15 protein-coding genes and 1 tRNA gene are annotated in these 24,202 nt (G+C 64.7%); 6 read left to right on the top strand and 10 right to left on the bottom strand.

Annotation, left to right across the window (positions count from 1 at the left end):
• Together LPJ38_RS05915 and LPJ38_RS05910 are read right to left on the bottom strand one after the other, a co-directional pair.
• A complete protein-coding gene (locus LPJ38_RS05915) occupies positions 1-1,452 on the bottom strand; it encodes a 5-methylcytosine-specific restriction endonuclease subunit McrB (protein WP_145642743.1) in 1,452 nt (483 codons plus the stop codon).
• A gap of 751 nt (positions 1,453-2,203) precedes the next feature.
• A tRNA-Ser gene (locus tag LPJ38_RS05910) sits at positions 2,204-2,293 on the bottom strand.
• Positions 2,294-2,498: 205 nt separating this feature from the next.
• Here LPJ38_RS05910 and LPJ38_RS05905 point away from each other — a divergent pair.
• Positions 2,499-2,840: a hypothetical protein gene (locus tag LPJ38_RS05905; protein ID WP_145642741.1), complete on the top strand. Its 342-nt coding sequence runs from the start codon at positions 2,499-2,501 to the stop codon at positions 2,838-2,840.
• A 122-nt stretch (positions 2,841-2,962) separates the two neighbouring features.
• On the opposite strand, the gene LPJ38_RS05900 is transcribed toward LPJ38_RS05905, so the two are convergent.
• From LPJ38_RS05900 to LPJ38_RS05880, 5 genes are all read right to left on the bottom strand, one after another.
• Positions 2,963-4,426, bottom strand: coding sequence for a trehalose-6-phosphate synthase (locus tag LPJ38_RS05900; protein ID WP_145642739.1), 1,464 nt, complete (start codon positions 4,424-4,426; stop codon positions 2,963-2,965).
• A gap of 240 nt (positions 4,427-4,666) precedes the next feature.
• On the bottom strand, positions 4,667-5,485 hold the full coding sequence (otsB, locus tag LPJ38_RS05895; protein WP_145642737.1) for a trehalose-phosphatase: 819 nt from the start codon (positions 5,483-5,485) through the stop codon (positions 4,667-4,669).
• Positions 5,486-5,489: 4 nt separating this feature from the next.
• Positions 5,490-6,974, bottom strand: a complete 1,485-nt coding sequence (locus LPJ38_RS05890; RefSeq protein ID WP_167520803.1) for an MFS transporter — start codon at positions 6,972-6,974, stop codon at positions 5,490-5,492.
• A 495-nt stretch (positions 6,975-7,469) separates the two neighbouring features.
• Positions 7,470-9,503 carry a methyl-accepting chemotaxis protein gene (locus LPJ38_RS05885; RefSeq protein ID WP_231088582.1) on the bottom strand — a complete coding sequence of 678 codons (2,034 nt, stop codon included), beginning with the start codon at positions 9,501-9,503 and terminating at the stop codon, positions 7,470-7,472.
• Positions 9,504-9,758: 255 nt separating this feature from the next.
• Positions 9,759-11,798, bottom strand: a complete 2,040-nt coding sequence (locus LPJ38_RS05880; RefSeq protein ID WP_231088581.1) for a methyl-accepting chemotaxis protein — start codon at positions 11,796-11,798, stop codon at positions 9,759-9,761.
• 325 nt (positions 11,799-12,123) lie between these two features.
• On the opposite strand from LPJ38_RS05880, the gene LPJ38_RS05875 reads away from it, so the two are divergent.
• From LPJ38_RS05875 to LPJ38_RS05855, 5 genes are all read left to right on the top strand, one after another.
• On the top strand, positions 12,124-12,609 hold the full coding sequence (locus LPJ38_RS05875) for a (2Fe-2S)-binding protein (protein ID WP_167520767.1): 486 nt from the start codon (positions 12,124-12,126) through the stop codon (positions 12,607-12,609).
• Between the two features lie 81 nt (positions 12,610-12,690).
• Positions 12,691-15,033, top strand: coding sequence for a xanthine dehydrogenase family protein molybdopterin-binding subunit (locus LPJ38_RS05870; RefSeq protein ID WP_145641994.1), 2,343 nt, complete (start codon positions 12,691-12,693; stop codon positions 15,031-15,033).
• Positions 15,034-15,047: 14 nt separating this feature from the next.
• Positions 15,048-15,848, top strand: coding sequence for an FAD binding domain-containing protein (locus LPJ38_RS05865; RefSeq protein ID WP_145641996.1), 801 nt, complete (start codon positions 15,048-15,050; stop codon positions 15,846-15,848).
• Positions 15,849-16,046: 198 nt separating this feature from the next.
• Positions 16,047-17,156 carry a CaiB/BaiF CoA transferase family protein gene (locus LPJ38_RS05860; protein WP_145641998.1) on the top strand — a complete coding sequence of 370 codons (1,110 nt, stop codon included), beginning with the start codon at positions 16,047-16,049 and terminating at the stop codon, positions 17,154-17,156.
• A 151-nt stretch (positions 17,157-17,307) separates the two neighbouring features.
• Positions 17,308-17,619 (top strand): DUF1272 domain-containing protein, encoded by a 312-nt coding sequence (locus LPJ38_RS05855; protein ID WP_145642000.1) that lies wholly within the window; start codon positions 17,308-17,310, stop codon positions 17,617-17,619.
• A gap of 55 nt (positions 17,620-17,674) precedes the next feature.
• Here the strand turns inward: LPJ38_RS05855 and LPJ38_RS05850 are convergent, their stop codons facing one another.
• From LPJ38_RS05850 to LPJ38_RS05840, 3 genes are all read right to left on the bottom strand, one after another.
• Complete coding sequence (locus tag LPJ38_RS05850; RefSeq protein ID WP_158644806.1) at positions 17,675-20,425, bottom strand: beta strand repeat-containing protein; 2,751 nt, start codon at positions 20,423-20,425, stop codon at positions 17,675-17,677.
• A gap of 215 nt (positions 20,426-20,640) precedes the next feature.
• The gene (locus tag LPJ38_RS05845; RefSeq protein ID WP_145642004.1) at positions 20,641-21,507 is read right to left on the bottom strand and encodes a hypothetical protein; all 867 of its coding nucleotides are present in this window, start codon (positions 21,505-21,507) and stop codon (positions 20,641-20,643) included.
• A 219-nt stretch (positions 21,508-21,726) separates the two neighbouring features.
• The gene (locus LPJ38_RS05840; protein ID WP_145642006.1) at positions 21,727-24,174 is read right to left on the bottom strand and encodes an adenylate/guanylate cyclase domain-containing protein; all 2,448 of its coding nucleotides are present in this window, start codon (positions 24,172-24,174) and stop codon (positions 21,727-21,729) included.
• Between the last annotated feature and the right edge of the window lie 28 nt (positions 24,175-24,202).

Below are 24,202 nucleotides of genomic sequence, written 5' to 3'. Positions count from 1 at the left end.
TCACCTTGTCGATGGCTCCAGCAGCGTAATCAGCTCGCCGAATATCTTCGAGATGTTGCCGCGATTGATCTCGTCGATGATCAACACGCGTCGCTGGAGGGCGGGAACTTGGTGGCCTTTCTGGCTGACTGCCTCAAGGATCGGCGGCAGGATGTTGGTGTAGCCGTTGACCAGGTACTTCTCGATGCGGCTCTCGGGAACCTTATCGAACACCTCGCCTTTACGCACATCCTCCAATGTGATCCGCCCCGCAGCCAGTAGGCCCGAAAGCTCGTCAATGACTTCCCATGGGAAGGGCAGGCTTGCGCCGTTTGGTTTCACCAGCCACAGGATCTCGTCCGTACACCGTGAAACAACATAGCCGGTGCCGAACCGCATTCCAGGCGTCAGCCGCGATCTGGGAGCAAGCATCGATCTGCACAACGTCTTCAGCACGCCGTCGGCGACGTGGTATTTGATTGACCCTCCCTCCCCAGCCTCCGCCCGGAGCCCCTCAACAAAGTCTTCATAGCTGAAACTTTGATGGAAGGTGACGAACTGAATGCTTCCCGCCTGCACAAGATCATCGAATCGCGCCTTGAGCGCCTCACGATCTCCCCTGTTCTCGTGAGCAAAGCTCGCGTCGAGCACCTGCAGCGCACGGTCAACCGTCTTGTAGGTCTTTCCCGTTCCGGGCGGGCCATACAAGATGAGGTTTAGCGGTAGCGTAGAGGTGGCGGGAAGGCCAACCGGCGCTTCGGCGGCGGTCTCAAAGGTGGCCTGCTCATCCGCCTCTGGCTCGGTCGGAGCCCAGGCCTGCTTGAGGTCGTGTTGATAAAAGTCGATCTCTTCCGTGCGACCTTCCTGAAGCTGATGCCGGAGGCGCAGTAATGCCTCGTCCTGTTCGACCTTTGACATGCGCTTGAGCTGGTCGCGCCCAATGTTTCCGACCGTCGATAGAATACGACGGATGTCGCCCGCGCCTGAGATCCGCTCGAAATGGTCGGGGAACAGCAGAAATGGTAGAATGTGCTTGAGCTGGCGGTATCCTTCATCCGGCACCTCATCTAGCCATGTCGCATATCCGATGGGATCGGAGACAAGGGCACGGCGCGCATCCGTATCCCGCGCCTTGAACGCCCGCGTCGAGTTGATGAAGAAGCGCAGCTCGCGCCAGCGATGAGCCAGGAAGCCGGGGCCGCCCGATCCCAGTCCGCTTAGAAGGAAACGGTCAAGCATCGGATGATCTTGGGGCAACTCGTCGCCCGACCAGCTCCAGGCCTCCCTGACTGCAGCCTGCTTAGCAGCCGGCCCTATGTTGCTGGGGAATAGGTTCATTACCCAAAGCATCTCGGCCGCAAGCTTTGAGACGAGCGGCGAAGCCTTGGCGAGCTGGCGCTTCAGCTTCTCCTGAAACTTCCCCGCCCCCATGTCCGGCTGGTTGTTGAAGCGCTCGTCGAGCTCTGCGACCAACGAGGCGGTCCAGACAGGCGCCGTAGCGAGAATGGACCCATCATCGACCAGGCACCGGTCGCGCCACTCGGCAGCTGCGGCCAGCGTTCGGTCGGAATTTTGATGACGCGGATTGTATCGTGACAAAACAGCCCCTCCAAGCGGCAACCTCACCGACTCTTGTGCGGCCCCGGCATAACATTATCCTCTCACCGGGAGCGCGGCCATGGGTCAGGATTCTTCGATCGATCATCTCCAGATAGCCGAGGGGGCTTGAAGAGGGCTTGCATTTGCGGAGTACGCGGGCGCGCTTCGGTGAATTTGAGCTGGATCGCGGTCCCACCTAAAGCTTATCAGTGCGGGAGCCTCGTTCGCTCGTTGCGGATCAGCCTCAGCTCAGAAAACCGGAGCCGGTAAACCTCACAACTGAAGGTCTAGTTGCGCGGGAATCGCGTAAACCACGCTCATGTACGACTTGCCTAACTTCCGAGGAAAGTGCGCCCGGAAGAGAGCCCAGGATTTAGGGTGCTCGGTTTCGATCGGTTGAGCGAGAGGGATTCAAACCAACCGCGCGGCCAAGCCTTTGATTTTCTGAGAAATGCCGTACTAGACCGATTTTGCCGGTTCAAAGATTCGGAGAAAATTCGGTTCTCCGGATGCATTCAGACCCTTTTCGGAGGACCATCGGGAGTTCTCTGTGCGCGGGAATGCAGGAAAACGGCCGAGTTTCTGCCCTCTCTGCGGCTCCGAGTACGAGATCATTCTTGCCGGGTGGCGGAGAGAGTGGGATTCGAACCCACGGTACGGTTTCCCGCACACACGCTTTCCAAGCGTGCGCCTTAAGCCACTCGGCCATCTCTCCGGAGCGCCCTCTCTTGAAGGGGCGCCGATGATTTTGCAAGAGACCGCGGGGAAATCGGGTGAATTTTCCGCAAACTATTGTATTTACGAGGAAAAATCTGGTGACGGACGAGCCTCTGAGGGCCGGTCGGCTGAACCTGCGGCCGGTTTGGGGCGACGATTCACGTGAGACTGCCAAAGATGCCAGGCGAGGCCGAGAGGATACGATGATCATCCGTCAGACGATCACTGCGCTGAGCCTGATCCCGGCCCTTTGTGTTGCGTTCGCGACGCCAGCCCCGGCCCAGGTCTGCACGCGGCAGGGCGTCGACGTCAGCTGCGACGACGGCCGGCGGGGAGTGCTGTCGGGCAATGCCATCCTCTGGCCGGACGGCACGCACTCGAGCTCGGCGCCGCATCAGAGCGTGATCATCGGCAACAAGAGCTCGGTGCATATCGGGCCCGGCGTGTTCGTCGGCCAGGGCAAGGGCGTGGTGCCGCTGGATGATCCCAACGCGCCGAACAAGCGGCAGTGCGCGATTTTGGACGGCGTGTCGTATTGCTATTGAGCTACCGCGCTTCGCGGTCACCGATCATCGTCATGCCCGGGCTTGTCCCGGGCATCCACGCACTTGAGGTCCGAGGATTGAGCCGTGGGTGGGCGGGACAAGCCCGGCCATGACGCAGGACCTCAGATCAACCGCACGCCTGATATCGCGGACCTCAGCCAGCGCAGGGCCTGCGGCGGCTGGGTTGCGAGCGGAGCGACCGCGGCCTTCTCGGTGCGGCACTTCTCCAGCTCGGCGACGAAGTCGGCCGACCATTGCTGGATGGTGTGGCCGCGCAGCTTCTTCATCATGGCGTCCCAGCGCATCTTGCGCTCGGTGAGCGGCATCGCTGCCGCGACCGCGATCGCGCGCGTCATGCCGTCGATGTCGTGCGGATTGACCAGCAAGGCGGTGTCGAGCTCGTTGGCCGCGCCCGCGAACTTCGACAGCACCAGCACGCCGGGATCGGCCGGGTTTTGGGCCGCGACATATTCCTTGGCGACGAGGTTCATGCCGTCGTGCAGCGGCGTCACCACGCCGATCTGCGCGGTGCGATAGAGGCCCGCGAGCACGGCCTGGCTGAAGCCCTTGTTGAGATAGCGGATCGGCGTCCAGTCCACCTCGCCGTGACGACCGTTGACGTCGGTGACGAGGCGCGCGACCTCGTTCTGGAGATTGCCATAGGCTTCGATGGCGCCGCGCGAGGGGTTCGCGATCTGAAGCAGCGAGATGCTGCGCGCGAATTGCGGCTGCTCGGTCCACAGCCGGTCGAACGCGCTGATGCGGTTGACGAGTCCCTTGGAATAGTCGAGGCGGTCGACGCCAATCGCGAGGCGCTCGCCATTGAGGCTGCGCCGCAGCCGCGACACGTCGGGATGCGATGCTGATTTCGCGGCATAGGCTGCGAATTTTTCCGCGTCGATGCCGATGGGGAAGACTTCGCAGCGGGTGCGGCCGTGCTGCGACAGCACGACGCCGTCCTCGACCGCAAGGCCGAGCTCGCCGCCGGCATAGCCGAGGAAGTTCTGGCAGTCCTCATGGGTCTGGAAGCCGAGCAGATCATAGGCCAGCATCGCCGTGATCAGCTCGCGATGATTGGGCACGCCTTGCATCACCGCGGCGACGGGCCACGGCGTGTGCAGGAAGAAACCGATGGGATCATCGACACCGAGCTCGCGCAGCTCCGCGCCGAGCGCGAGGAAATGATAATCCTGCACCCAGAACGCGGTCTTGGTTTTTCGAAAGCGCATCAAGGCGCGCGCCATGAAGGCGTTGACCTCGCGATAGCTGACATAATCTTCGCGCGAGACGCGGATCAGATCGCTGCGCGAATGCAGCGCCGGCCACAGCGCCGAATTGGCGAAGCCTTCGTAATAGCCGCCGTAATGCGCCGCCGGCAGGTCCAGCGTCGCGATTGCGCCGGTCCCCAACGCTTCGATTTCGGCGAACGGTTCCTTCTGATGACCATCACGCACGCGGCCCGAGGAACCCACCCAGATTGCTCCTGAATGTTCCACCACCGGCAACAAGGCTGCCGCAAGGCCGCCCGTCATGGGTTCATTTGGCTTGCCGCGGGCAACGCGATTTGAAACGACGACTAAGTTCACAGGTCGTCCCCTCCTGTTTCATTCCACCCGTTTAACTGCCGTTCATCAATATGGTTCCGGTCATCGTTTCAACCAATTGAAACCAAAATCAGGCACGCGCGTTGGAACTGGTTTCCCTCGCGGAACCCGCTCATTTCACTGCAAAGTCAGTTGTTCGGCGCCGTGATGCGCGATGGGGCGCCGCAATGCGCGATGACATCGCGCGGGCTATTATGTCTGAGACGTGGCGCCGCCTTCGTTTCAACTCGGATCGAGCAGCCGCGCAAGGAACGCACGCACATCGCTCGGCGCGTCGAAATGGCCGTTCACGCCCATCGCGCGGCGGCCGACCGAGAAGGCGAGCCCGTTCATGTCGGGCATGATCGCGAACACGGTCTCATCCGTGACGTCGTCGCCAATGAAGATCGGACGGCGCCCTTTGAATGGCTCGTGCGTCATCAGCTCACGTACCCCGGTCGCCTTGGTGAAGCCGGAATTCTTGATCTCGCAAACGAACTTCCCGGGCAGGACCTCGATCGGCGCATTGGGCAGCTCTGCCCGGATGAACGACACGGCTTCATAGATCGCCTTCTCCGCATGCGGCGCGAGGCGGTAGTGCAGCGCCAGCGAATAGCCCTTGTCCTCCAGCAGAATGCCGGGGCTGAGCTTGGCGATCGCGGCGAGCCGCCGCTTCAGCTCCTTGTCCAGCGGCGGCGCGTGCACGGCATCGGCCTCATTGTCCACCGACAGCCGCATCTCGGCGCCGTGGCCGGCGACCGCGCGGAACACGTCGGGCGCGAAGATCAGATCGATGTCGTTGAGCGAGCGGCCGCTGACCAGCGCCAGCGCGCCGGAGGTGCGCTCGGTCAGATGCCTCAGTGTTTCCGACAGCCCCGGCGGTACCCACACCTCGCGCGGCGTCGGCATCAGGTCGAGCAGCGTGCCGTCGATGTCGAGCAGGATGGCGGTCTCATCGAGATGCGGCACCAGCGCATGCGGCACCGGCACCGCGTCAGGAGCCTCGTCGTCCAGCATCGTGCGCTTCTCGTCCAGGGCCATTTCCGCAAGTTCCGATTTCATCAGTCTACTCCATGAAGGCAAGCGGCCGCGCGATTTCTTCGAGCGATTTGCGCTCGGCCGCGACGGCGTAGCGCCACGCCACGATCGCCGCCGCGATCATCAAGATCGACCCCAGCAGATAGCCTGCGAATACGCTGGTGCGCGATCCCGTGTCGATCAGTGCGCCGAACAGCGCCGGCCCGATCACGCCGCCGATGCCGGTGCCGACTGCATAGAACACCGCGATCGCCAGCGCGCGCACCTCCAGGGGAAAGGTCTCGCTCACGGTGAGATAGGCCGCGCTCGCGGCGGGCGAGGCGAAGAAGAAGATCACCATCCAGGCGATGGTCTGCCCCTGCGCGCTGAGCGCGCCGATCGAGAACAGATAGCCGGACAGCGCCAGCAGCAAGCCCGACACGCCATAGGTGAACATGATCATGGTGCGGCGGCCGAGCGTATCGAACAGGCGGCCGAGCAGCAGCGGCCCGAGGAAATTGCCGGCGGCGAAGGGCAGCAGATACCAGCCGACGTGATCGGAGCGGATGCCGTAGAAATCGGTCAAGACCAGCGCGAAGGTGAAGAAGATGGCATTGTAGAAGAACGCCTGGGCGCTCATCAGCACGAGGCCGACCAGCGCGCGCTGGCGATAGGCCGAGAACAATGTGTGGACGACCTCGGGGATCGGCGTGTGATCGCGCATCCTGAGGCGAATCTTCGGAAAGCGCCCCTCGCCCGGGTCCTGGCCATGTCCGACCACTGAGCGCTCGATCTCGTCGACGATGGCGTGGGCCTCGTCGGGACGACCATGGATCATCAGCCAGCGTGGACTTTCCGGTATCCACATCCGCATCAGGAGCACGAAGAGGCCGAGCATCGCGCCGATCAGATAGGCGAGGCGCCAGCCGAGATCGGGACCGATCGTTGCAGGATCGAGCAGCACGATGGCCGCCACTGCGCCCATCGCGGCGCCGATCCAGAAGCTGCCGTTGATGACGAGATCGGTCCAGCCGCGATAGCGCGCGGGCACCAGCTCCTGGATGGTGGAGTTGATCGCGGTGTATTCGCCGCCGATGCCGGCGCCGGTGAGGAAACGAAACAGCGCGTAGCTGGCGACGTCCCATGACAGCGCCGTCGCAGCCGTCGCCGACAAATAAAGTGCAAGCGTGATGAAGAACAGTTTTTTGCGACCGATGCGGTCGGTGAGCCAGCCGAAGCCGAGCGCACCCAGCACCGCGCCGGCAAGATAAGCGGAATTGGCGATGCCGAGATCGAGATTGGAGAAATGCAGCGACGTGCTCTGCTTCAATGCGCCCGAGAGCGCGCCGGCCAGCGTCACCTCGAGCCCGTCCAGGATCCAGGTGATGCCGAGCGCGAGCACGACACGGGTATGAAAGCCGCTCCATGGCAGGGCGTCGAGGCGCGAGGGAATGCTGGTCTCGACGATGCGATCAGCCGCCACGGCCGCAATCGCAGATCCATGATTCAGCGCTCGGCTTTGCTGCAATTCCATCGCGTTGTTGCGTCTGATCAATGGAAGCGGCCCCGCTGCACATGACGTGGACGGGGTCGATCCGATCAAGGGGGTGCGGCATTCCGCCTGCCACCTGCGACAACGTTTGCGATGTGCCGCGGTTCCCAAGGGAACAGCCGTCGTGAACGTCCGTTTCCGACGGAGCTGCAAGGAGTTGACGCATGGCTCAGGTCAGAAAGAGGACACAATCGCGAAAGAGGCACGCGTGAAGCGATGCGCCGTGAGACGAGCACGTTCGCAAGCGAGCCAATGAAACCTTGGACACCTCCGAACTCCGCTGTCGTCCGGACGAGCGCAGCGAAGATCTGGGATCCATAATCACAAGGCGTGGTTTGGCGAAGACTTGGAGGTACCGCCGTCTGTCCCAACTCCGCCCTGGGAGTATGGGTCCCGGATCGGCGCGCGCTTATGGCGCGCTTGTCCGGGACGACAGCGGAGTGTGAGGTGACGGCGCCGCGCTTAATGCGTAGCGCTTTACGCCGCCCTGATATTCGCCATGAAGCGGTCGAGCTCGGCGCGCAGGCGGGTGCTTTCGCTCGACAGCGTCTTGGCCGAATGCAGCACCTCCTCCGAGGCCGAGCCGGTCTCGGCGGCGCCGCGGTTGACCTCGCCGATGTCGGTGGCGGCCGTCTGGGTGCCCTGCGCGACCGTCTGGACACTGCGCGCGATCTCCTGCGTCGCCGCGCCCTGCTGCTCCACGGCGCTGGCGATCGAGGTCGAGATCGACGAGATCTGGCCGATGGTCGCGCCGATCTCCTTGATCGCGGCGACCGATTCGGCCGTGGCGCCCTGCATGCCCGTGATGTGCGAGGAGATTTCGTCCGTCGCCTTCGCGGTCTGGCTCGCCAGCGACTTCACCTCGCTTGCGACCACGGCGAAGCCACGGCCGGCTTCACCGGCGCGAGCCGCCTCGATGGTGGCGTTGAGCGCCAGGAGATTGGTCTGCTCGGCGATCGCCGTGATCAGCTTGACCACCTCGCCGATCTGCTGGGCGGCATGCGACAGCTTGCCGATACGGCCGTCGGTCTCCCTCGCCTGCACCACGGCATTTTCGGCAATGCGGCTGGAATCACGGACCTGGCGGCCGATCTCCTCGACCGAAGCCGAGAGCTCCTCGGTCGCGGTTGCGACCGACTGCATGTTGGAGGAGGCCTGCTCGGAGACGCCGGCGACCTGGCTCGACAGGCTCTGCGTGGTCTCGGCGGTGCGGGTCAGCGTGGATGCCGCCGATTCCAGCTGCACGGCGGAGGCCGAGACGTTGGAGACGATGGCGCCGACCGCGCTCTCGAAATCGTCGGCAAAGCGAATCAGCTCGGCGCGGCGGCTGGCCGCCTGCTCCCGGTTCTGGACTTCGCTGGCGGCGGCATCGCGCTCGGCCTTGGCGACGGCCTGAACCTTGAACTCCTCGACCGCACCGGCCATCTCGCCGATCTCGTCCTTGCGGCCCAAACCGGGCAGCACGACGTCGAAATTGCCCGAGGCCAGCTCCCGCATCGCCTTGCACATCGCGATCATCGGACGCGAGATGCCGTTGCCGAGCATCCAGGCCAGCACGGCACCGATGGCAAGGCCACCCAGCGCGAGCATCAGCATCAATTGCTCGGTCTCCACGATCGTCGCATTGGCGCCCGCCTCAATGCGCTGCTGGTCAGCAGTCAGGTCCGAGCGCAGCTCGGCCGAGAGCTTGAGGATGGTCGCCGCCGTCTTGGTCATCTCGCCGTTCGACTTGACGATGACCTTCACGTTCTCGGTCAGCTTGGCGAAGGAGGTGCGGTACTGCTTCAGCAGATTGCCGATCTCGGTGACGCGGTCGGTGATCTTCTGGTCGTTGGCATAGATCGAGACCAGCAAGGTCTCCAGGAATTTGATGCGGGCGATGACGCCGTCGGCGGTCTTCGGCTCCGGCTTGGCGACGAAGGCGCTGACCGAGGTGGAGACCGCGAGATATTGCGAGGTGACGTCCTTGGCCGTGGTCTGGACCGATGCGAGCCCGGCCAGCGCGGCACTATCTGCGAGATCGTCGAACTTGAAGCGGATCTTGTTGCCGACGCTGTTGAGCTCGTCGGCCGCGATCTTGTTGTTCTCGCGCGTCAGGGTGATGATCTCGCCGAATACTTTCGTGAAGCGCTGGAATTCGGCCTCGAGCTTGCCGACCTGCTCGCGGCGGGCGGCACCGGTCGTGGCGGCCATCGACTTGCCGATCGCGCTCCTCAGATTCTCTTCCGCTGCCTTGGCCGCGGTCTCGTCGTCGGCCGCGCCCGTCAACGTATAGGCCCGTGCCAATCCTTGATAGGCAACCAGTTCGCGATCGACCGTCCGCGCGAGGTCCGCTTCGGAAACGCTGGTCCGATAGGATGCCACGGCGCCTGCGATCCGCTCGAAGCCGAAAAAGGCAAACGCCATGCTGACGGCGAGGATGGCGAGCACCGCCACGAAGCCGAGGATGATTTTTGCGCGAAAGCGCAGATTGAGCAGACTGGACTTGCTCGACTTCGACTTGACCGACATTCCCCCACCCCATTCCATTCGCGGAAAACCAGGCGCAGCCCGGAAGCAGCCCGCTTCCCGGCTCTGCGGCACGTTACGGGGCAAAGGATAAGCTGTGGTAAATTTGTGGCACCGCGACTGGCGCTAGAGCGAGACGATGAAATCGTTAAGGCGCGTTTACTCGCAATGTTGCAAATGAGGTGGCGCCCCTCGCTCCGCCGTCGTCCCGAACAAGCGGAGTGTGGAGCGATAGCCGCACGCTTAACGCGCAGCGCCTTACGCCGCCCTGATATTCGCCATGAAGCGGTCGAGCTCGGCGCGCAGGCGGGTGCTTTCGCTCGACAGCGTCTTGGCCGAATGCAGCACCTCCTCCGAGGCCGAGCCGGTCTCGGCGGCGCCGCGGTTGACCTCGCCGATGTCGGTGGCGGCCGTCTGGGTGCCCTGCGCGACCGTCTGGACGCTGCGCGCGATCTCCTGCGTCGCCGCGCCCTGCTGCTCCACCGCGCTCGCGATCGAGGTCGAGATCGACGAGATTTGGCCGATGGTCGCGCCGATCTCCTTGATCGCGGCGACCGATTCGGCCGTGGCGCCCTGCATGCCCGTGATGTGCGAGGAGATCTCGTCCGTCGCCTTCGCGGTCTGGCTCGCCAGCGACTTCACCTCGCTTGCGACCACGGCGAAACCGCGGCCGGCCTCACCGGCGCGAGCCGCCTCGATGGTGGCGTTGAGCGCCAGGAGATTGGTCTGCTCGGCGATCGCCGTGATCAGCTTGACCACCTCGCCGATCTGCTGGGCGGCATGCGACAGCTTGCCGATACGGCCGTCGGTCTCCCTCGCCTGCACCACGGCATTTTCGGCAATGCGGCTGGAATCACGGACCTGGCGGCCGATCTCCTCGACCGAAGCCGAGAGCTCCTCGGTCGCGGTTGCGACCGACTGCATGTTGGAGGAGGCCTGCTCGGAGACGCCGGCGACCTGGCTCGACAGGCTCTGCGTGGTCTCGGCGGTGCGGGTCAGCGTGGATGCCGCCGATTCCAGCTGCACGGCGGAGGCCGAGACGTTGGAGACGATGGCGCCGACCGCGCTCTCGAAATCGTCGGCAAAGCGAATCAGCTCGGCGCGGCGGCTGGCCGCCTGCTCCCGGTTCTGGACTTCGCTGGCGGCGGCATCGCGCTCGGCCTTGGCCACGGCCTGAACCTTGAACTCCTCGACCGCGCCGGCCATCTCACCGATCTCGTCCTTGCGTCCCAAACCCGGCAGCACCACGTCGAAATTGCCCGAGGCCAACTCCCGCATCGCCTTGCACATCGCGATCATCGGACGCGACATACCGGTCCCGAGCAGGAAGGCGAGAACCGCACCAAGCAACGTGCCGCCGACGGCGAGGATCAGCACCAGTTGCTCGGTCTGCCCGATGGTCGTCTCCGATTCCGCATCCAGCCGCTGCTGTTCGGCGACGAGGTCCGCCTTCATGGCGCTGGCGCCCTGCAGGATCGCGCCGGCCGAGCCGCTCATTTCGGTCACGAGGTCATCGATCATCTTGGCGTTGGCGATCAGCTTCTCCAGCGCTTCGCGATAGGCGCCAAGCAGCGCTTTGGCGTCCTTCAGCCCGGCGACGATCTTGTCGTCCATGGAATAGACCGAGCCCAGCGAGTTCTCGACGAATTTCAGCCGGGCGACCGCGCTGCTGGCTGTCGCCTGATCGGAATTGAGGATGAAATTGCTCGCCGCGGAGCTTGCGGTCTGGAACTGGGCATTGACCTGCTTGGTCCCGAACTCGATCGCCTGCGCTTCGGAGTCGGACGCGTTGTTGCCGATGTCGTCGAGCTTGTATTTCAGGAGATTGGCGTTGCGCTGGAGCTGGTTCTGGACCAGCAGCGCGCTGTCGCGCTTGGCTTGCAGGATCTTGGCGAAGGTCGCGGAGAACTTGGAAAACTCCTTGCCGAGCTTGTCGAGGGCCTCCCGCCGGGCCGGCTTGTTGGCGCTCTTGACAGCCTGATCGATCGCATTCTTCAGGCTGGCCTCTGCCTCCAGCGCCGCCTTGGCGTCGTCCTCCTTGCCGGTCACGACGAAATAGCGGGCCGCGGCGCGATAGGCGATCAGCTCGCGGTCGATGGTGCGGGCAAGGTCGGCCTCGGACACACTGCTGCGGTAGGATTCGACCCCGGCCGCCACCCGCTCGAAGCCCAGATAAGAGAAGGCCATGCTGCCGGCGGAGATCACCAGCACGGCGGCGAAGCCCAGAATGACCTTGGCCCGGAACCTGAGAGTCGGAAACAGTGTACGCTTCGACGGCGACCCGATACGCCCGGACATTCCAACCCCCATTTTCATTCAGCCGAGATCCGGAGGCGCCCCGCCTCCCGATCCGGATGCGCAAAACTAAGGCAGAATCGATAAGGGGCGGTAAATTTGGCAGCTCATCTGCCGGATGCCCTCGGCCAAAGGCCGATCGGGATGGCGCTTTGGCATCCCCGGTGCTCTGATCGCACAGACCCAGTCGGACCGCCCGCAAATCAAGCGGGGGCCGGTCTGGATCGATGACTTTTCCATGACCCCGGCGACCAAAATCCCAGTTGCAAAGTTCCGGGTCGGTGGTCTCTAATTAGAAGCAATCAAAATCAATCCGGGAGGACTTCACGTGTCTACAGTCAAACTGACGGTCAACGGCAAGGCCGTTGCTGTCGACGTCGAGGATCGCACGCTGCTGGTCCAGCTGCTGCGCGATCACCTCAACCTCACCGGGACCCATGTCGGCTGCGACACCAGCCAGTGCGGAGCCTGCGTCGTCCACATGGACGGCCGTGCCGTGAAATCCTGCACCATGCTGGCGGGTGAGGCCGACGGCACCAGCGTCACCACGATCGAAGGCATCGCCAAGGGCGACGAGCTGCACCCGATGCAGGCCGCCTTCCGCGACAATCACGGCCTGCAATGCGGCTATTGCACGCCGGGCATGATCATGTCGGCGATCGACATCGTGCAGCGTCATGGCGGCCAGCTTGACGAGACCACCGTCCGCCACGAGCTCGAAGGCAATATCTGCCGCTGCACCGGCTACCACAACATCGTCAAGGCGGTGCTGGATGCGGCCGGTCGCATGAAGGTCGCGCAGGCGGCCGAGTAAAGCGGCCGTCGCAAACAAAAAACCACCGCGGCTTTCGATGGAAAGCGCGGATCAACGAAATTCCGGTCGGGAGGACCAGACATGGGTGTTGAAGGCATCGGCGCACGCGTCGTGCGCAAGGAAGACAAGCGTTTCATTACCGGCAAGGGCCGCTACGTCGACGACATCAAATTGCAGGGCATGACCCATGCCTATTTCATCCGCAGCCCGCACGCGCACGCGAAGGTGAGGAAGATCGACTCGTCCGCCGCGCTGAACATGCCGGGCGTGGTCGCGGTGCTCACCGGCCAGCAACTCGTCGACGACAAGGTCGGCAACCTCATCTGCGGCTGGGCCATCACCTCCAAGGACGGCAGCCCAATGAAGATGGGCGCATGGCCGGCGATGGCGCCGGAGACGGTGCGCTTCGTCGGTCAGGCCGTCGCGGTGGTGATCGCCGACAGCAAGAATCTGGCGCGCGACGCGGCAGAGGCCGTCGTCATCGACTACGAGGAGCTGCCGGCCGTGGCCGACATGCAGGCCGCCATCAAACCAGGCGCGCCGCAGCTGCACCCGGAAGCCCCCGGCAATCAGGTCTATGACTGGGTGATCGGCGACGAGGCCGCGACCGATGCAGCCTTCGCCAAGGCCGCCAATGTCGTCAAGCTCGACGTCACCAACAACCGCCTTGCCCCCAACGCGATGGAGCCGCGCGCGGCGATCGCCGATTACGATGCGGCGGAAGAGCATTTCACGCTCTACACGACCTCGCAGAACCCGCACGTCGCCCGCCTCGTGCTGTCGGCGTTCTACAACATCGCCCCCGAGCACAAGCTGCGCGTGATCGCGCCCGATGTCGGCGGCGGCTTCGGCTCCAAGATCTTCATCTATCCCGAAGAGATGGTGGCGTTGTGGGCTTCGAAGAAGGTCGGCCGCCCCGTGAAATGGACCAGCGACCGCACTGAGGCCTTCCTCACCGACGCGCATGGCCGCGACCATGTGACTCACGCGGAGATGGCGTTCGACGCCAACAACAAGATCACCGGTTTCAAGGTGAAGACCTACGCCAATTTCGGCGCCTACATGTCGCTGTTCTCGTCCTCGGTGCCGACTTATCTCTACGCGACGCTGCTGTCGGGCCAGTACAACATCCCGGCGATCCATGCCGAGGTGATCGGGGTCTACACCAACACCACGCCGGTGGACGCCTATCGCGGCGCCGGCCGCCCGGAGGCGAGCTACCTGATCGAACGTCTGATGGAGACGGCGGCGCGGCAGTTGAAGGTCGATCCGGCCGAGCTGCGCCGGACCAACTTCATCACCCAGTTCCCGCACCAGACGCCGGTGATCATGGCCTATGACACCGGCGACTTCAACGCCTCGCTCGATGCCGCGATGAAGGCGATCGACTATGCCGGCTTTGCCGCGCGCAAGGCCCAGGCGAAGTCGCAAGGCAAGCTGCGCGGCATCGGCGTGTCCTGCTACATCGAGGCCTGCGGCATCGCGCCGTCCAAGGCGGTCGGCAGCTTGGGTGCCGGCGTCGGCCTGTGGGAATCGGCGGAGGTGCGCGTCAACCCGGTCGGCACCATCGAGATTCTGACGGGATCGCATAGCCACGGTCAGGGCCACGAGACCACCTTCTGTCAGCTCGTTGCCGACCGCCTCGGCGTTCCCATCAGCCAGGTCTCGATCGTCCATGGCGACACCGACAAGGTGCAGTTCGGCATGGGCACTTACGGTTCGCGCTCGGCCGCCGTCGGTCTCACTGCGATCCTGAAGGCCATGGAGAAGATGGAATCCAAGGCCAAGAAGATCGCGGCGCATGCGCTCGAGGCGTCGGAGGCCGACATCGTCATCGAGAACGGCGAGTTCAAGGTGACGGGCACCGACAAGGCGATCGCCTTCCCGATGGTCGCGCTCGCAGCCTACACCGCGCACAACCTGCCTGACGGGATGGAGCCGGGCCTGAAGGAAAGCGCCTTCTACGACCCGACCAACTTCACCTTCCCGGCCGGCGCCTATATCTGCGAGCTCGAGGTCGATCCCGGCACGGGCAAGACCAGCTTCGTCAACTTCGTCGCGGCCGACGATTTCGGCCGGCTGATCAACCCGATGATCGTCGAGGGCCAGGTCCATGGCGGCCTTGTCCAAGGCATCGGGCAGGCGCTGCTCGAACACGCGATCTACGATGCCAATGGCCAGCCGATCACGGCTTCGTTCATGGATTACGCCATGCCGCGCGCCGACGACGTGCCGTCGTTCAATCTCTCCCACACCACCACGCTGTGCCCAGGCAATCCGCTGGGCATCAAGGGGTGCGGCGAGGCCGGCGCGATCGGCGCGTCGGCAGCCGTGATCAACGCGATCACAGATGCGATCGGCAAGAACAATCTGGAAATGCCCGCAACCCCCGACAGGGTGTGGCGCACCATCCACGCGGCTTGAGAGGGAGCACCAAGATGTACCAGACCACTTATCATCGCGCCTCCTCGGTCGACGAAGCCGTCAGCCTGTTCGGCAAGAGCAGCGAAGCCAAGTTCCTTGCCGGCGGCCAGACGCTGCTGCCGGTGATGAAGCAGCGCCTCGCAAGTCCCTCCGACGTCATCGATCTCGGCAAGATCAAGGAGCTGCAGGGCGTCGAACTCTCGGGCGACACGCTGACCATCAAGGCCGCGACGACCTATTACGACATCATGACGAATGCCGACGTGAAGAAGGCGATCCCCGCGATCGCCTATCTCACCTCGGTGCTCGGCGATCCCGCGGTGCGCTATCGCGGCACGATCGGCGGTTCGATCGCCAACAACGATCCCGCGGCGGATTTCCCCGCCGCGCTGCTCGCGCTCGGCGCCACCGTGAAGACCAACAAGCGGTCGATTGCGGCTGAGGACTTCTTCCAGGGCCTGTTCACGACAGCGCTCGAAGACGGCGAGATCATCACCGCCGTGTCGTTCCCCGTGCCGGCGAAGGCGGGCTATGAGAAGATGCGGCACCCGGCCTCGCGCTTCGCGCTGACCGGCGTGTTCGTCGCGCAGACCAAGTCGGGCGAGGTTCGGGTGGCCGCCACCGGCGCCTCGCAGAGCGGCGTGATGCGCGTCCCCGCAATCGAAGCCGCGCTGAAGGCGAACTGGTCGCCGTCCGCGATCGACAGCGTCAGTGTTTCGGCGAACGGATTGCTGGCCGATATCCACGGCACGGCGGAATATCGTGCCAACCTCGTCAAGGTCATGGCGCAGCGCGCGGTAGCTGCCGCGAGCTGATAGCGCCTCGACACAAATTTTCCGCGGCGCGCACTTCGGTGCGCGCCGTTTTATTTTGCCCGTGCGGCATGAAAACCGCTTGCCTCGCCGGCGTGAAGGCGAGAAAAGTTAATCAGCCAATTAACTCGCCCGAAGAGGCGTGTCCGAGGCACTCGCCGACCCATCGACGATCCGCCCGCGACCCGAGGAAACAACAACGTGCTCGATAAATCAGCCCCCACCTCCTCCGTCCGTACCTCCGGCCCGCTGTCGGGCTTTCGCATCGTCGAATTCGCCGGCATCGGACCCGGTCCGTTCGCCTGCATGATGCTGGCCGACATGGGCGCCGACGTCGTCACGCTCGATCGCGTCGGCGCGAAGAAGAGCATGAAGTCGGTGGCGGGACGTGGCCGCAAGGTGATCGAGCTCGACCTCAAGGACAAGGCAGCGATTGCAGAGGTACTCGACCTGCTCGCCAGCGCCGATGCACTGGTCGAAGGCTTCCGTCCCGGCGTGATGGAGCGCCTCGGGCTAGGACCCGACGTCGTGCTCGCGCGCAACCCAAAACTGGTCTATGGCCGCATGACCGGCTGGGGCCAGGAAGGCCCGCTCGCCAACGCCGCCGGGCACGACATCAACTACATCTCCATCACCGGCGCGCTGGCCGCGATCGGCACCGAGGAGACGCCGGTGCCGCCGCTCAACCTGGTCGGCGATTTCGGCGGTGGTGCACTCTATCTCGTCGTCGGCGTGCTCGCCGCGCTTCTGGAAGCGCAAAAGTCCGGCAAGGGCCAGGTGGTCGACGCCGCGATGTGCGACGGCGCGGCCTCGCTGATGTCGTTCTTCTTCGACATGACGACGCTCGGCCGCTGGATCGAAGGCCGCAACCAGAACTTCCTCGACGGCGGCGCGCATTTCTACGGCGTCTATGAATGCGCCTGCGGGCACTTCGTGTCGATCGGCTCGATCGAGCCGCAATTCTACGCGCTGCTGCGCGAGCATGCGGGCCTGACCGACGCCGATTTCGACGCGCAGATGAATCCCAGAGCCTGGCCCGCGCTGAAGGAGAAGCTCAAGACCGTGTTCAAGAGCAAGACCCGCGAGGACTGGTGCAAGATCATGGAAGGCACCGACATCTGCTTCGCGCCTGTCCTGACCATGTCGGAGGCAACGCAGCATCCGCACATGGTCGCCCGCAACGTCTTCATCGAGCGTCACGGCGTGAAGCAGCCTGCGCCTGCGCCGCGCTTCTCACGCACGCCCTCGGCGGCGCGCGAGCCGGAAGCGGCGAAGATCGGGGCGGTGACGAAGGCCTGGGCGGGGCGTTAATATCACCCTTCCGCGTCAACGCCGTCGTCGCCTACGTGCTTTCCTCGGCTGGCGCTCAAGGAAATCAAGCCGGCTGAAATCGAGGGAACTACGCCATTCGCGCGGCGGGCGCGATCTGCGATGATTGAAGCCGGCTTGCGGAGATTCGACCATGGCCCTCCAGCTTCGACCGAACTGCGAATATTGCGACCGTGACCTGCCGCCGCATGCGACGGAGGCGCGGATCTGCTCCTATGAATGCACGTTCTGCAGCGACTGCGTCGAGACGAAGCTCTTCAACGTCTGTCCGAACTGCGGCGGCGGTTTTGCGCCGCGCCCGATCCGCCCCGCGCAGGAATGGCGGCCGGGCGTCTGCACGGCCAGGCAGGCGCCGTCGGACAAGCGGGTGCATCTAAAGTACGGCCTGGACGACGTCGCGGCGCATTGCGCGAGGGTCAAGGACGTGCCGCCGGAGCAGCGGTAGATCGCTGGCTGCGCTCGCGCAGCGACATGCCCCCACCCCGGCGCGACGCTCCAGCCTAACTGAAGAAATGCCCGCCTGAAGCCAGCGAATAGGCCTGCCATTGATGATCGAGCACGATCGTCTCGTGGCTGCCATTGCTCTGGCTGATGTCGATCACGAGGTCGTTGCCGCCGCCGCGATGGGCGGTGACGTCGTCCGAAGCCTTGACGAGGTCGACCAGCGCCACCATCGACTTCACCACCGCACCGGAGCCGGCGCCTTCGCCAGTATCCAGCACGGTCGCGGGGCGCGACCCCGATGAGGCAAAGGTGCCGGCCTCGTAGTCGTAGAACACCAGCGCATCGCCCTTGCCGAAATTGAGGTCGAACACCGTGTCGGTGCCGCGCTGGCCGGCCGTCTGGTCGGTGCCGTTGAAGCGGAACTGATCCGCGCCGGTGCCGGCGTAGAGCAGATCATTGCCGCCGCCGCCATTGAGCACGTCGGAATGCAGGCCACCAATTAGGATGTCGTTGCCGCCCTTGCCGTCGAGGAAGCTGCCGACCGGGCTGAACAGCTTAGCGACCAGCAGGTTGTTGCCGTCATTGCCTTCGACCAGATTGTCGGCGACGGCCGTGATCTTGGTGCCGCCATTGCCGTCGGAGGACAGCTGGAAGTTCAGCCCCGAGGCATAGGCATGCGAGTCGAGCTGCAGCGTGATCGGGCCGGACTTGCCGCCGGTGATGGTGAGGACGTTATCGGCCGACAGCGTCGCCTGCTTGGCCTTGCCGATGCCGGCGAGATCGATGGTGTCACCGACGTCGAAGCCTTCGATGGTGTTGTCGAGATGGCCATGGTCCAGCGCCGCCTTGTCGATCTTCAGCGTCTGCGCGCCGTCCTCGAAGGTAATCGCCCCGGTGCCGGCGGCACCGCGTGCCGCGAGCTCCAGCGTGCCGGCATGCAGCGTCGTGCCGCCGGTGTAACCGTTGGTCTGGCTGAGCACCGTCGTGCCGGTGCCGGCCTGGTCGAATGCGCCGCTGCCGGCGATGGTGGCATCGAACACGAAGACGTCGGAGTGGGCGGAGGCGAAGATGCCGTTGTTGGTGATGGCGCCCGTGAGCGAGCCACCGTCGGCGATCGCGAGCCGGGCTCCTGCATCGATGGTGACGCCAGCGGCGAAGCTTTCGGCATGTGTGACGCTCCAATGGCCACCCTGCACGTTGAGCCGCTCGAAATTCACCATGTCCGCCAGCGTGCCGACGCCGCTTCCGAGCAGGTTGAACGTGTCGGTGCCGTCACCGCCGTCGATGACGGCAGTGAAGATCGCGCCGGTGTAGTCGTTCACCGTGTCTTCGCCGCCGCCGAGCGCGACGCTGCCGTCGATGATGCCCTTGTTGGTGAGCGTGTCGGCATAGGTGTCGGTGATCGAGATCGCCTCGCCGTTGCCACCGCGGATCGTGCCTTCGTTATGGATCATCGTCGGCGCAAAGGCGTTGCCAAGATTGGAATCGTCGACCGTGATCGCCCGCTCGACGCTCTCGATCGTGCCGTAATTGATGATGCTGCCGCCGCCGATCGTGAGCGCCTCGGCGAGGATGCCGTCGCTGTGGCCCGTCGTGGTGATTGCGCCGTAATTGGTCAGCGCGATCAAGCCGTCGACGTCGATGCCGTCGCCGTCGCTGATGCCGTCGGCATGTCCGGTGATGAGACCGGAATTGAGGATCGTCGTGCTGGTCGTGCTCGCGGTGTCCATGTTGATGCCGGAGCCGGCACCGCCGATGACGCTGCCGCCGGCATCGTTGCTGATCGTGATCGGCTGATCGCCGGTAATGCCGTGGCGCGTGCCCTCGATGGTGCCGCCGGCATGATTGTGGACGACGCCGCCGGCATTGCCCTGGAAATCGATGCCGTCATTGCTGTCGCCGGCCACGCCGCCGCCGAAGATCGTCCCGAAATTGTCGATCACCATGTTGACGCCGCCGCGGATCGCATCCGCGTCGGCCGTCTTGATCAGGCCTGTCGCCTGGTTGGTGAGGTGGATGGTGCCGCTGGCCGAGACCAGGTCGGTGAAATCGATCGCCTGACCGTTGCTGGCGCCCGTTCCCGTCGACTGGATGGTGCCGGCGTTGTCGACGGTGACCGAATAGGTCGCGGACGCGGTCAGCGTCGAGGCCGTGATGCGGACCGCATCGCCCTGCGACTGGATGACGCCGTGCTGACCGTTGGTCAGCGTGAACGAATTGATGTTCGTGAGATTGGAGGTGTTGAGGTTGATCGCGCGGCTCGCCGAGGCGGTGGCGTCGATCAGCCCGTCATTGCTGATGGTGATGGTGCCGGCGCCCGGACGGATCGCGTCGTTGCCGGAGGCGCCGATCACCGCGCCGATGTGGTTGGTGATGGTGATCACGGCGTTCGCGGAGACGATCGCGGCGAAATCGAGCGCCTGCCCGCTGGTACCGGCGACGATCTTGCCGTTCGCGTCCACAGTGCCGGACACGATCATTCCGGAATTGTCGACCGTGATAGTGCCGCCGGAGAGCGCCGTGTTGATGCGGAAGGCGTCGTCGCCCGTGATCAGCCTAGCCCCGGCCGTGTTGGTGAGGACGAGATTGCCCGTCGTGAACGAGCCCTTGGTGTCAATGCCGCGGCTTGTCGCCGTGATGGTCCCCGCATTGAGGAGCGTCACGGTCTCTCCGGCCAAGCCCCCGGTCCAGCTGATGTCGGTGGTGGAGGACAGCGTGCCGCCCGCCTCGATGAACCCGATATCGCTGTTGCCGACGGTTTTTGCGGTCGTGACTGTGGAGCCGCCTGCCACGGTGAACGAAGCCATGATCCCTCCCTGACGTGCCCTAATCGTCGACGCCGGCCGGCGCCCCGAAATGCTTGTGGGACGAGAGCGGTATCGGGAGGAGATGACGGTGGGATGACGCGCTGGATCGCACCGGGTGCACCGGCGCTGATGGAAGGCAAGCGGCATCCGAGGGTCTCGCCTCCCGCATCCCGCTTCGCTTGGCGGAGGTTACAGGCGGAAGGGCGGAAGTCGGCCTAGCTGCACGCCCAGTCGAACTTCATGTCCCTGAAGTCGAGCTGCGCGTTCCCGCCGCCGAAATTGTAGCCGCCGAAATATTCCTCGAACTCGATATAGAACGGGCTCATCTCCGGCTCGACCTGCATCGGCCGCATGGTGCCACCGAGATGGTTGGGAGCATGGTCCTTGGCCCAGTCGTGCAGGCGGTAATTGTCGCCGTTCACCACCCCGCCGACGAAATAATAGTACGACTGATAGCCGGTCGGCGGGTTCTTGCGGGTGTGCTCGTCCTGCGGGCCCTTGCCGGCATTGGGATCATTCGCGCGGGGCGTCATGCCGATCGCGCGGGTCTCGCTGAGATCGGCGCGCGGCGGCCCGGCGAACATCTTCCTGGCATAAGGCGCGGCGGCCTCGTAGAACGCGCTGGCGCCGCCGACGTCGAGCCAGCGCGGCCGCTCGGCCGTCGCAAGCGCCAGCGGCGCCGGCGGCATCGCGAATGGGCCCTTATATTCGGCCTTGGTCAGCAGCAGCGCCGCATATTCGTAGTCGAGAATATCGGTCATCCGCGACAGCCGCGGATGCGCGGGCCTCGCCATCACGGCCTCGCGGACCTCAGGGTCGTCGGGCGCGCCGCCGTCATTGTGATCGGGCGCGGTGGCAAAGAACGACACCGCGACGATGTCAGGGCCATGCACGCGGTAATCCTCCGGCAGAAGAAGCGTGAAGCCATGCATCAGCGGATAGCCGCTGACCGGATCGAGCGGCCACTCTTCGCTCTTAATGCCCGGCGGCAGCCCATAGACCCAGCCCTGGTCGCGCGCCCGGTCGACCGGACGATCCAGCATCTGCAGATCATAAGCACGCGAAGGCAAGGCAAACGCCACGGGGGGTCTCCATCGGGACTGGCCTCGCCGGTGAGGCGAGGATTGGTCGCGGGGAGACGGGATGTGGTTCGGATAGGGACGCGGGAGATGATGCCCTTCGCCCGGTGTTTTGCCCGACGTGTCAAACGACACGAGTGCTCACGCGGCGCCTGCGTAAGTCATTGATCCCACAGCACCCGTCTACTGTGCATGGGGTTGTTTTCGCACCTTTTGTTTTGACTACCCTCGCCGCCTCGCCGCAGCGGCGTCCACGACATTGTCCACCTCCTCGCGCCAGCTCAAGATCTCCATCGCGAGCACGGGGTGATTGAAGCCCTTGAGCTGGAGATCGTCGAGGGAGCGCGCTTCCACCCATGGCTCGACCATGCCGTAGACGCGGCGGCTGACCACAACCTGGCCGGCCTTGGCTTCGCCGCAGAGGCGCGAGGCGAGGTTGGTGACGCTGCCGATCGCGGCATATTCCAGCCGCTGCTCGAAGCCGACCTGGCCGAGCGTGGCATAGCCGAGCGCGATGCCGATGCCGAACCCCAAGCTATGCCCGCGATTGCGCCAGCGCTCGGTCAGGGGGCCGATGGTGTCGCGCATCTCCATTGCCATCTTCACGGCGCGCTTGGTGTGGTCCTCGAACTGGATCGGCGCGTTGAACAGGATCATCACGCCGTCGCCGGCATATTTGTCGAGCGTGCCCTCGTATTTGAAGATCAGCTTGCCGAGCGCGGCGTGATACTCGCGCAGCACGTTCATCGCCTCTTCGGGCTCGGTCGCTTCCGTGAAGGCGGTGAAGCCGCGCAGATCGCAGAACACCACGGTGACCTCGCGGCGCTGACTGGTGAGCAGCCCCTCGGGACTGTCGGAGGAGGCGATCAGCTGCGCCACCTGCGGCGCCAGGAAGCGCTCGAGCTTGCGGATGCGCTCGATCTCGCCGAGCTGGGTCCTGACCCGCTCCTCCAGCGACTTGTTCCAGTCCTTGAGCTGCTCGGTCTGCTGCTTGAGCTTGTCGGCCTGGGCGCGCACCGTCTCGTTCGCCGCCGCCAGTTCGCGGCCCTTGTGGTCGACCTCGGTGAACAGGCGCGCATTGCGCATCGCCAGCACCGCCTGGTTGGCGAAGGTGCGCATCAGGCCGATGATGCTGGGCGCAAACGCGCCGCTGGCCTGTCGCAGCACCACCAGCGAGCCGAGCGTGCCCTGCTGGTCGATCAGCGGCACCACCAGCACCGAATGGAAGCCGGCATTGATCGCGACGTCGCGCAGCGGCTGCTCGGCGGCCTTGTCGAGATCGGCCAGCGCGATCGGCGCGCCGCTCGCCGCGGCATCGCTCAGGATGTTCGCGCCTTCGGCGATGGTGACGTGCGCCCCCTCGGCCGATTTGTCGATGCCATTGGCCTCGACCAGATTGAAGCAGTGCCGCTGCGCGTCATGATCGTAGATCAGCACCGCATCGGCATGGGTGATCTCGATGGCGCGGGAAGCGATCGTCGGCAGCACGGCGTTGAGATCGAGCGAGGAGGCGACCGCGCGGCCGACCTCTTCCAGCACCTTGAGCTCGTGGATCGACTGCGCGAGATCGCGGGTGCGCTCCTCGACCTTGGTCTCCAGGTTCGAATAGGTCTCCTGGATCTGGTCGGCCATGCGGTTGAACTGGCCGGCGAGGTCTTCCAGCTCGTCCGAGGTGTGCACGTCGATGCGGTGGCTGAAATCGCCCTCGCCGAGCTTGTGCGCGCCGTCGCGCAGCGCCGTAATCGGGATGATCATGCGGCGGGCGAGCAGCGTGCCGGCGAGGATCGCGACCATCAGGCCCATGCCGATGAGTAGCGCGATGCGCACCAGCTGGTCGCGGATCGGCATCAGGGCCTGCGTGGTCGGCTGCTCGAACAGCACGCTCCAGCCGAGCTTCGGCACCGTGCTCGCCGCGCTCATCACCGAATGGCCGTTGAAGTCGGTGCCCGAGGTGTCGGGCTCGCCGCCGGGGGCGATCAAGGCCGCGACCTGCGGCAGCTTCGACAGGTCCTTGCCGACCTCGGGCCCTCTCGAGGACGTCGCCAGCACGCGGCCGCGCGGATCGACGACATAGGCAAAGGCCGCCTTGCCGACCTGGGCGTCGGACAGGAGCTCGGAGAGAAAGCCGAGATCGATCTCGGCGACGGTGACGCCGGCGTTGAAACCGGAATGCGCCACCGAGATCGACATGTACGGGGTCTGGTCGGCGAACCAGGCCGGCGCATAGCTGACGCCGCGCGCGACCGCGTCGGTGAAGCGCATGTCGCGGGAGAGGTCGGAATTGCTGCCGGTCGTGGTCGACTGGCGCGAGACGCGCAGCACTTCACGGCCGTCGCCGTTGAGCTGGAACAGCTGGTTGACGACCGAGACCTGGTGCAGCAGCGAGGCGTAGTCGGCGCGGCGCTTCTCGAGCGTGTCCTGGCTTGCCCGCGTCACCCAGCTGATCTGGCGCTCGAGCTCCGAGATCGACTGCTCGATGCGACGGGCGGCGCCTTGCGCCCTGTCCTCGAGCCCATCGGTCAGCTGCGTCCGGGTGGCGCGGTAGGAGATCCAGGTCTCCATCGCGCCGTTGACAGCGAGCACGAACACGACGAGGCCGACTAGGGAGACGACGTATTTGGCGAACAGGCCCCCGCGCAGAGATCGTGTCTTGTCGTTCGCTCCGGCCATCCCGATCCTCTCGCGCCGACACTGCCGC

Source organism: Bradyrhizobium daqingense (assembly GCF_021044685.1).
GTDB classification, from domain to species: domain Bacteria; phylum Pseudomonadota; class Alphaproteobacteria; order Rhizobiales; family Xanthobacteraceae; genus Bradyrhizobium; species Bradyrhizobium daqingense.
The sequence above is the reverse complement of the archived record's forward strand: the minus strand, read 5'-3'. Positions and strand labels throughout refer to the sequence as shown.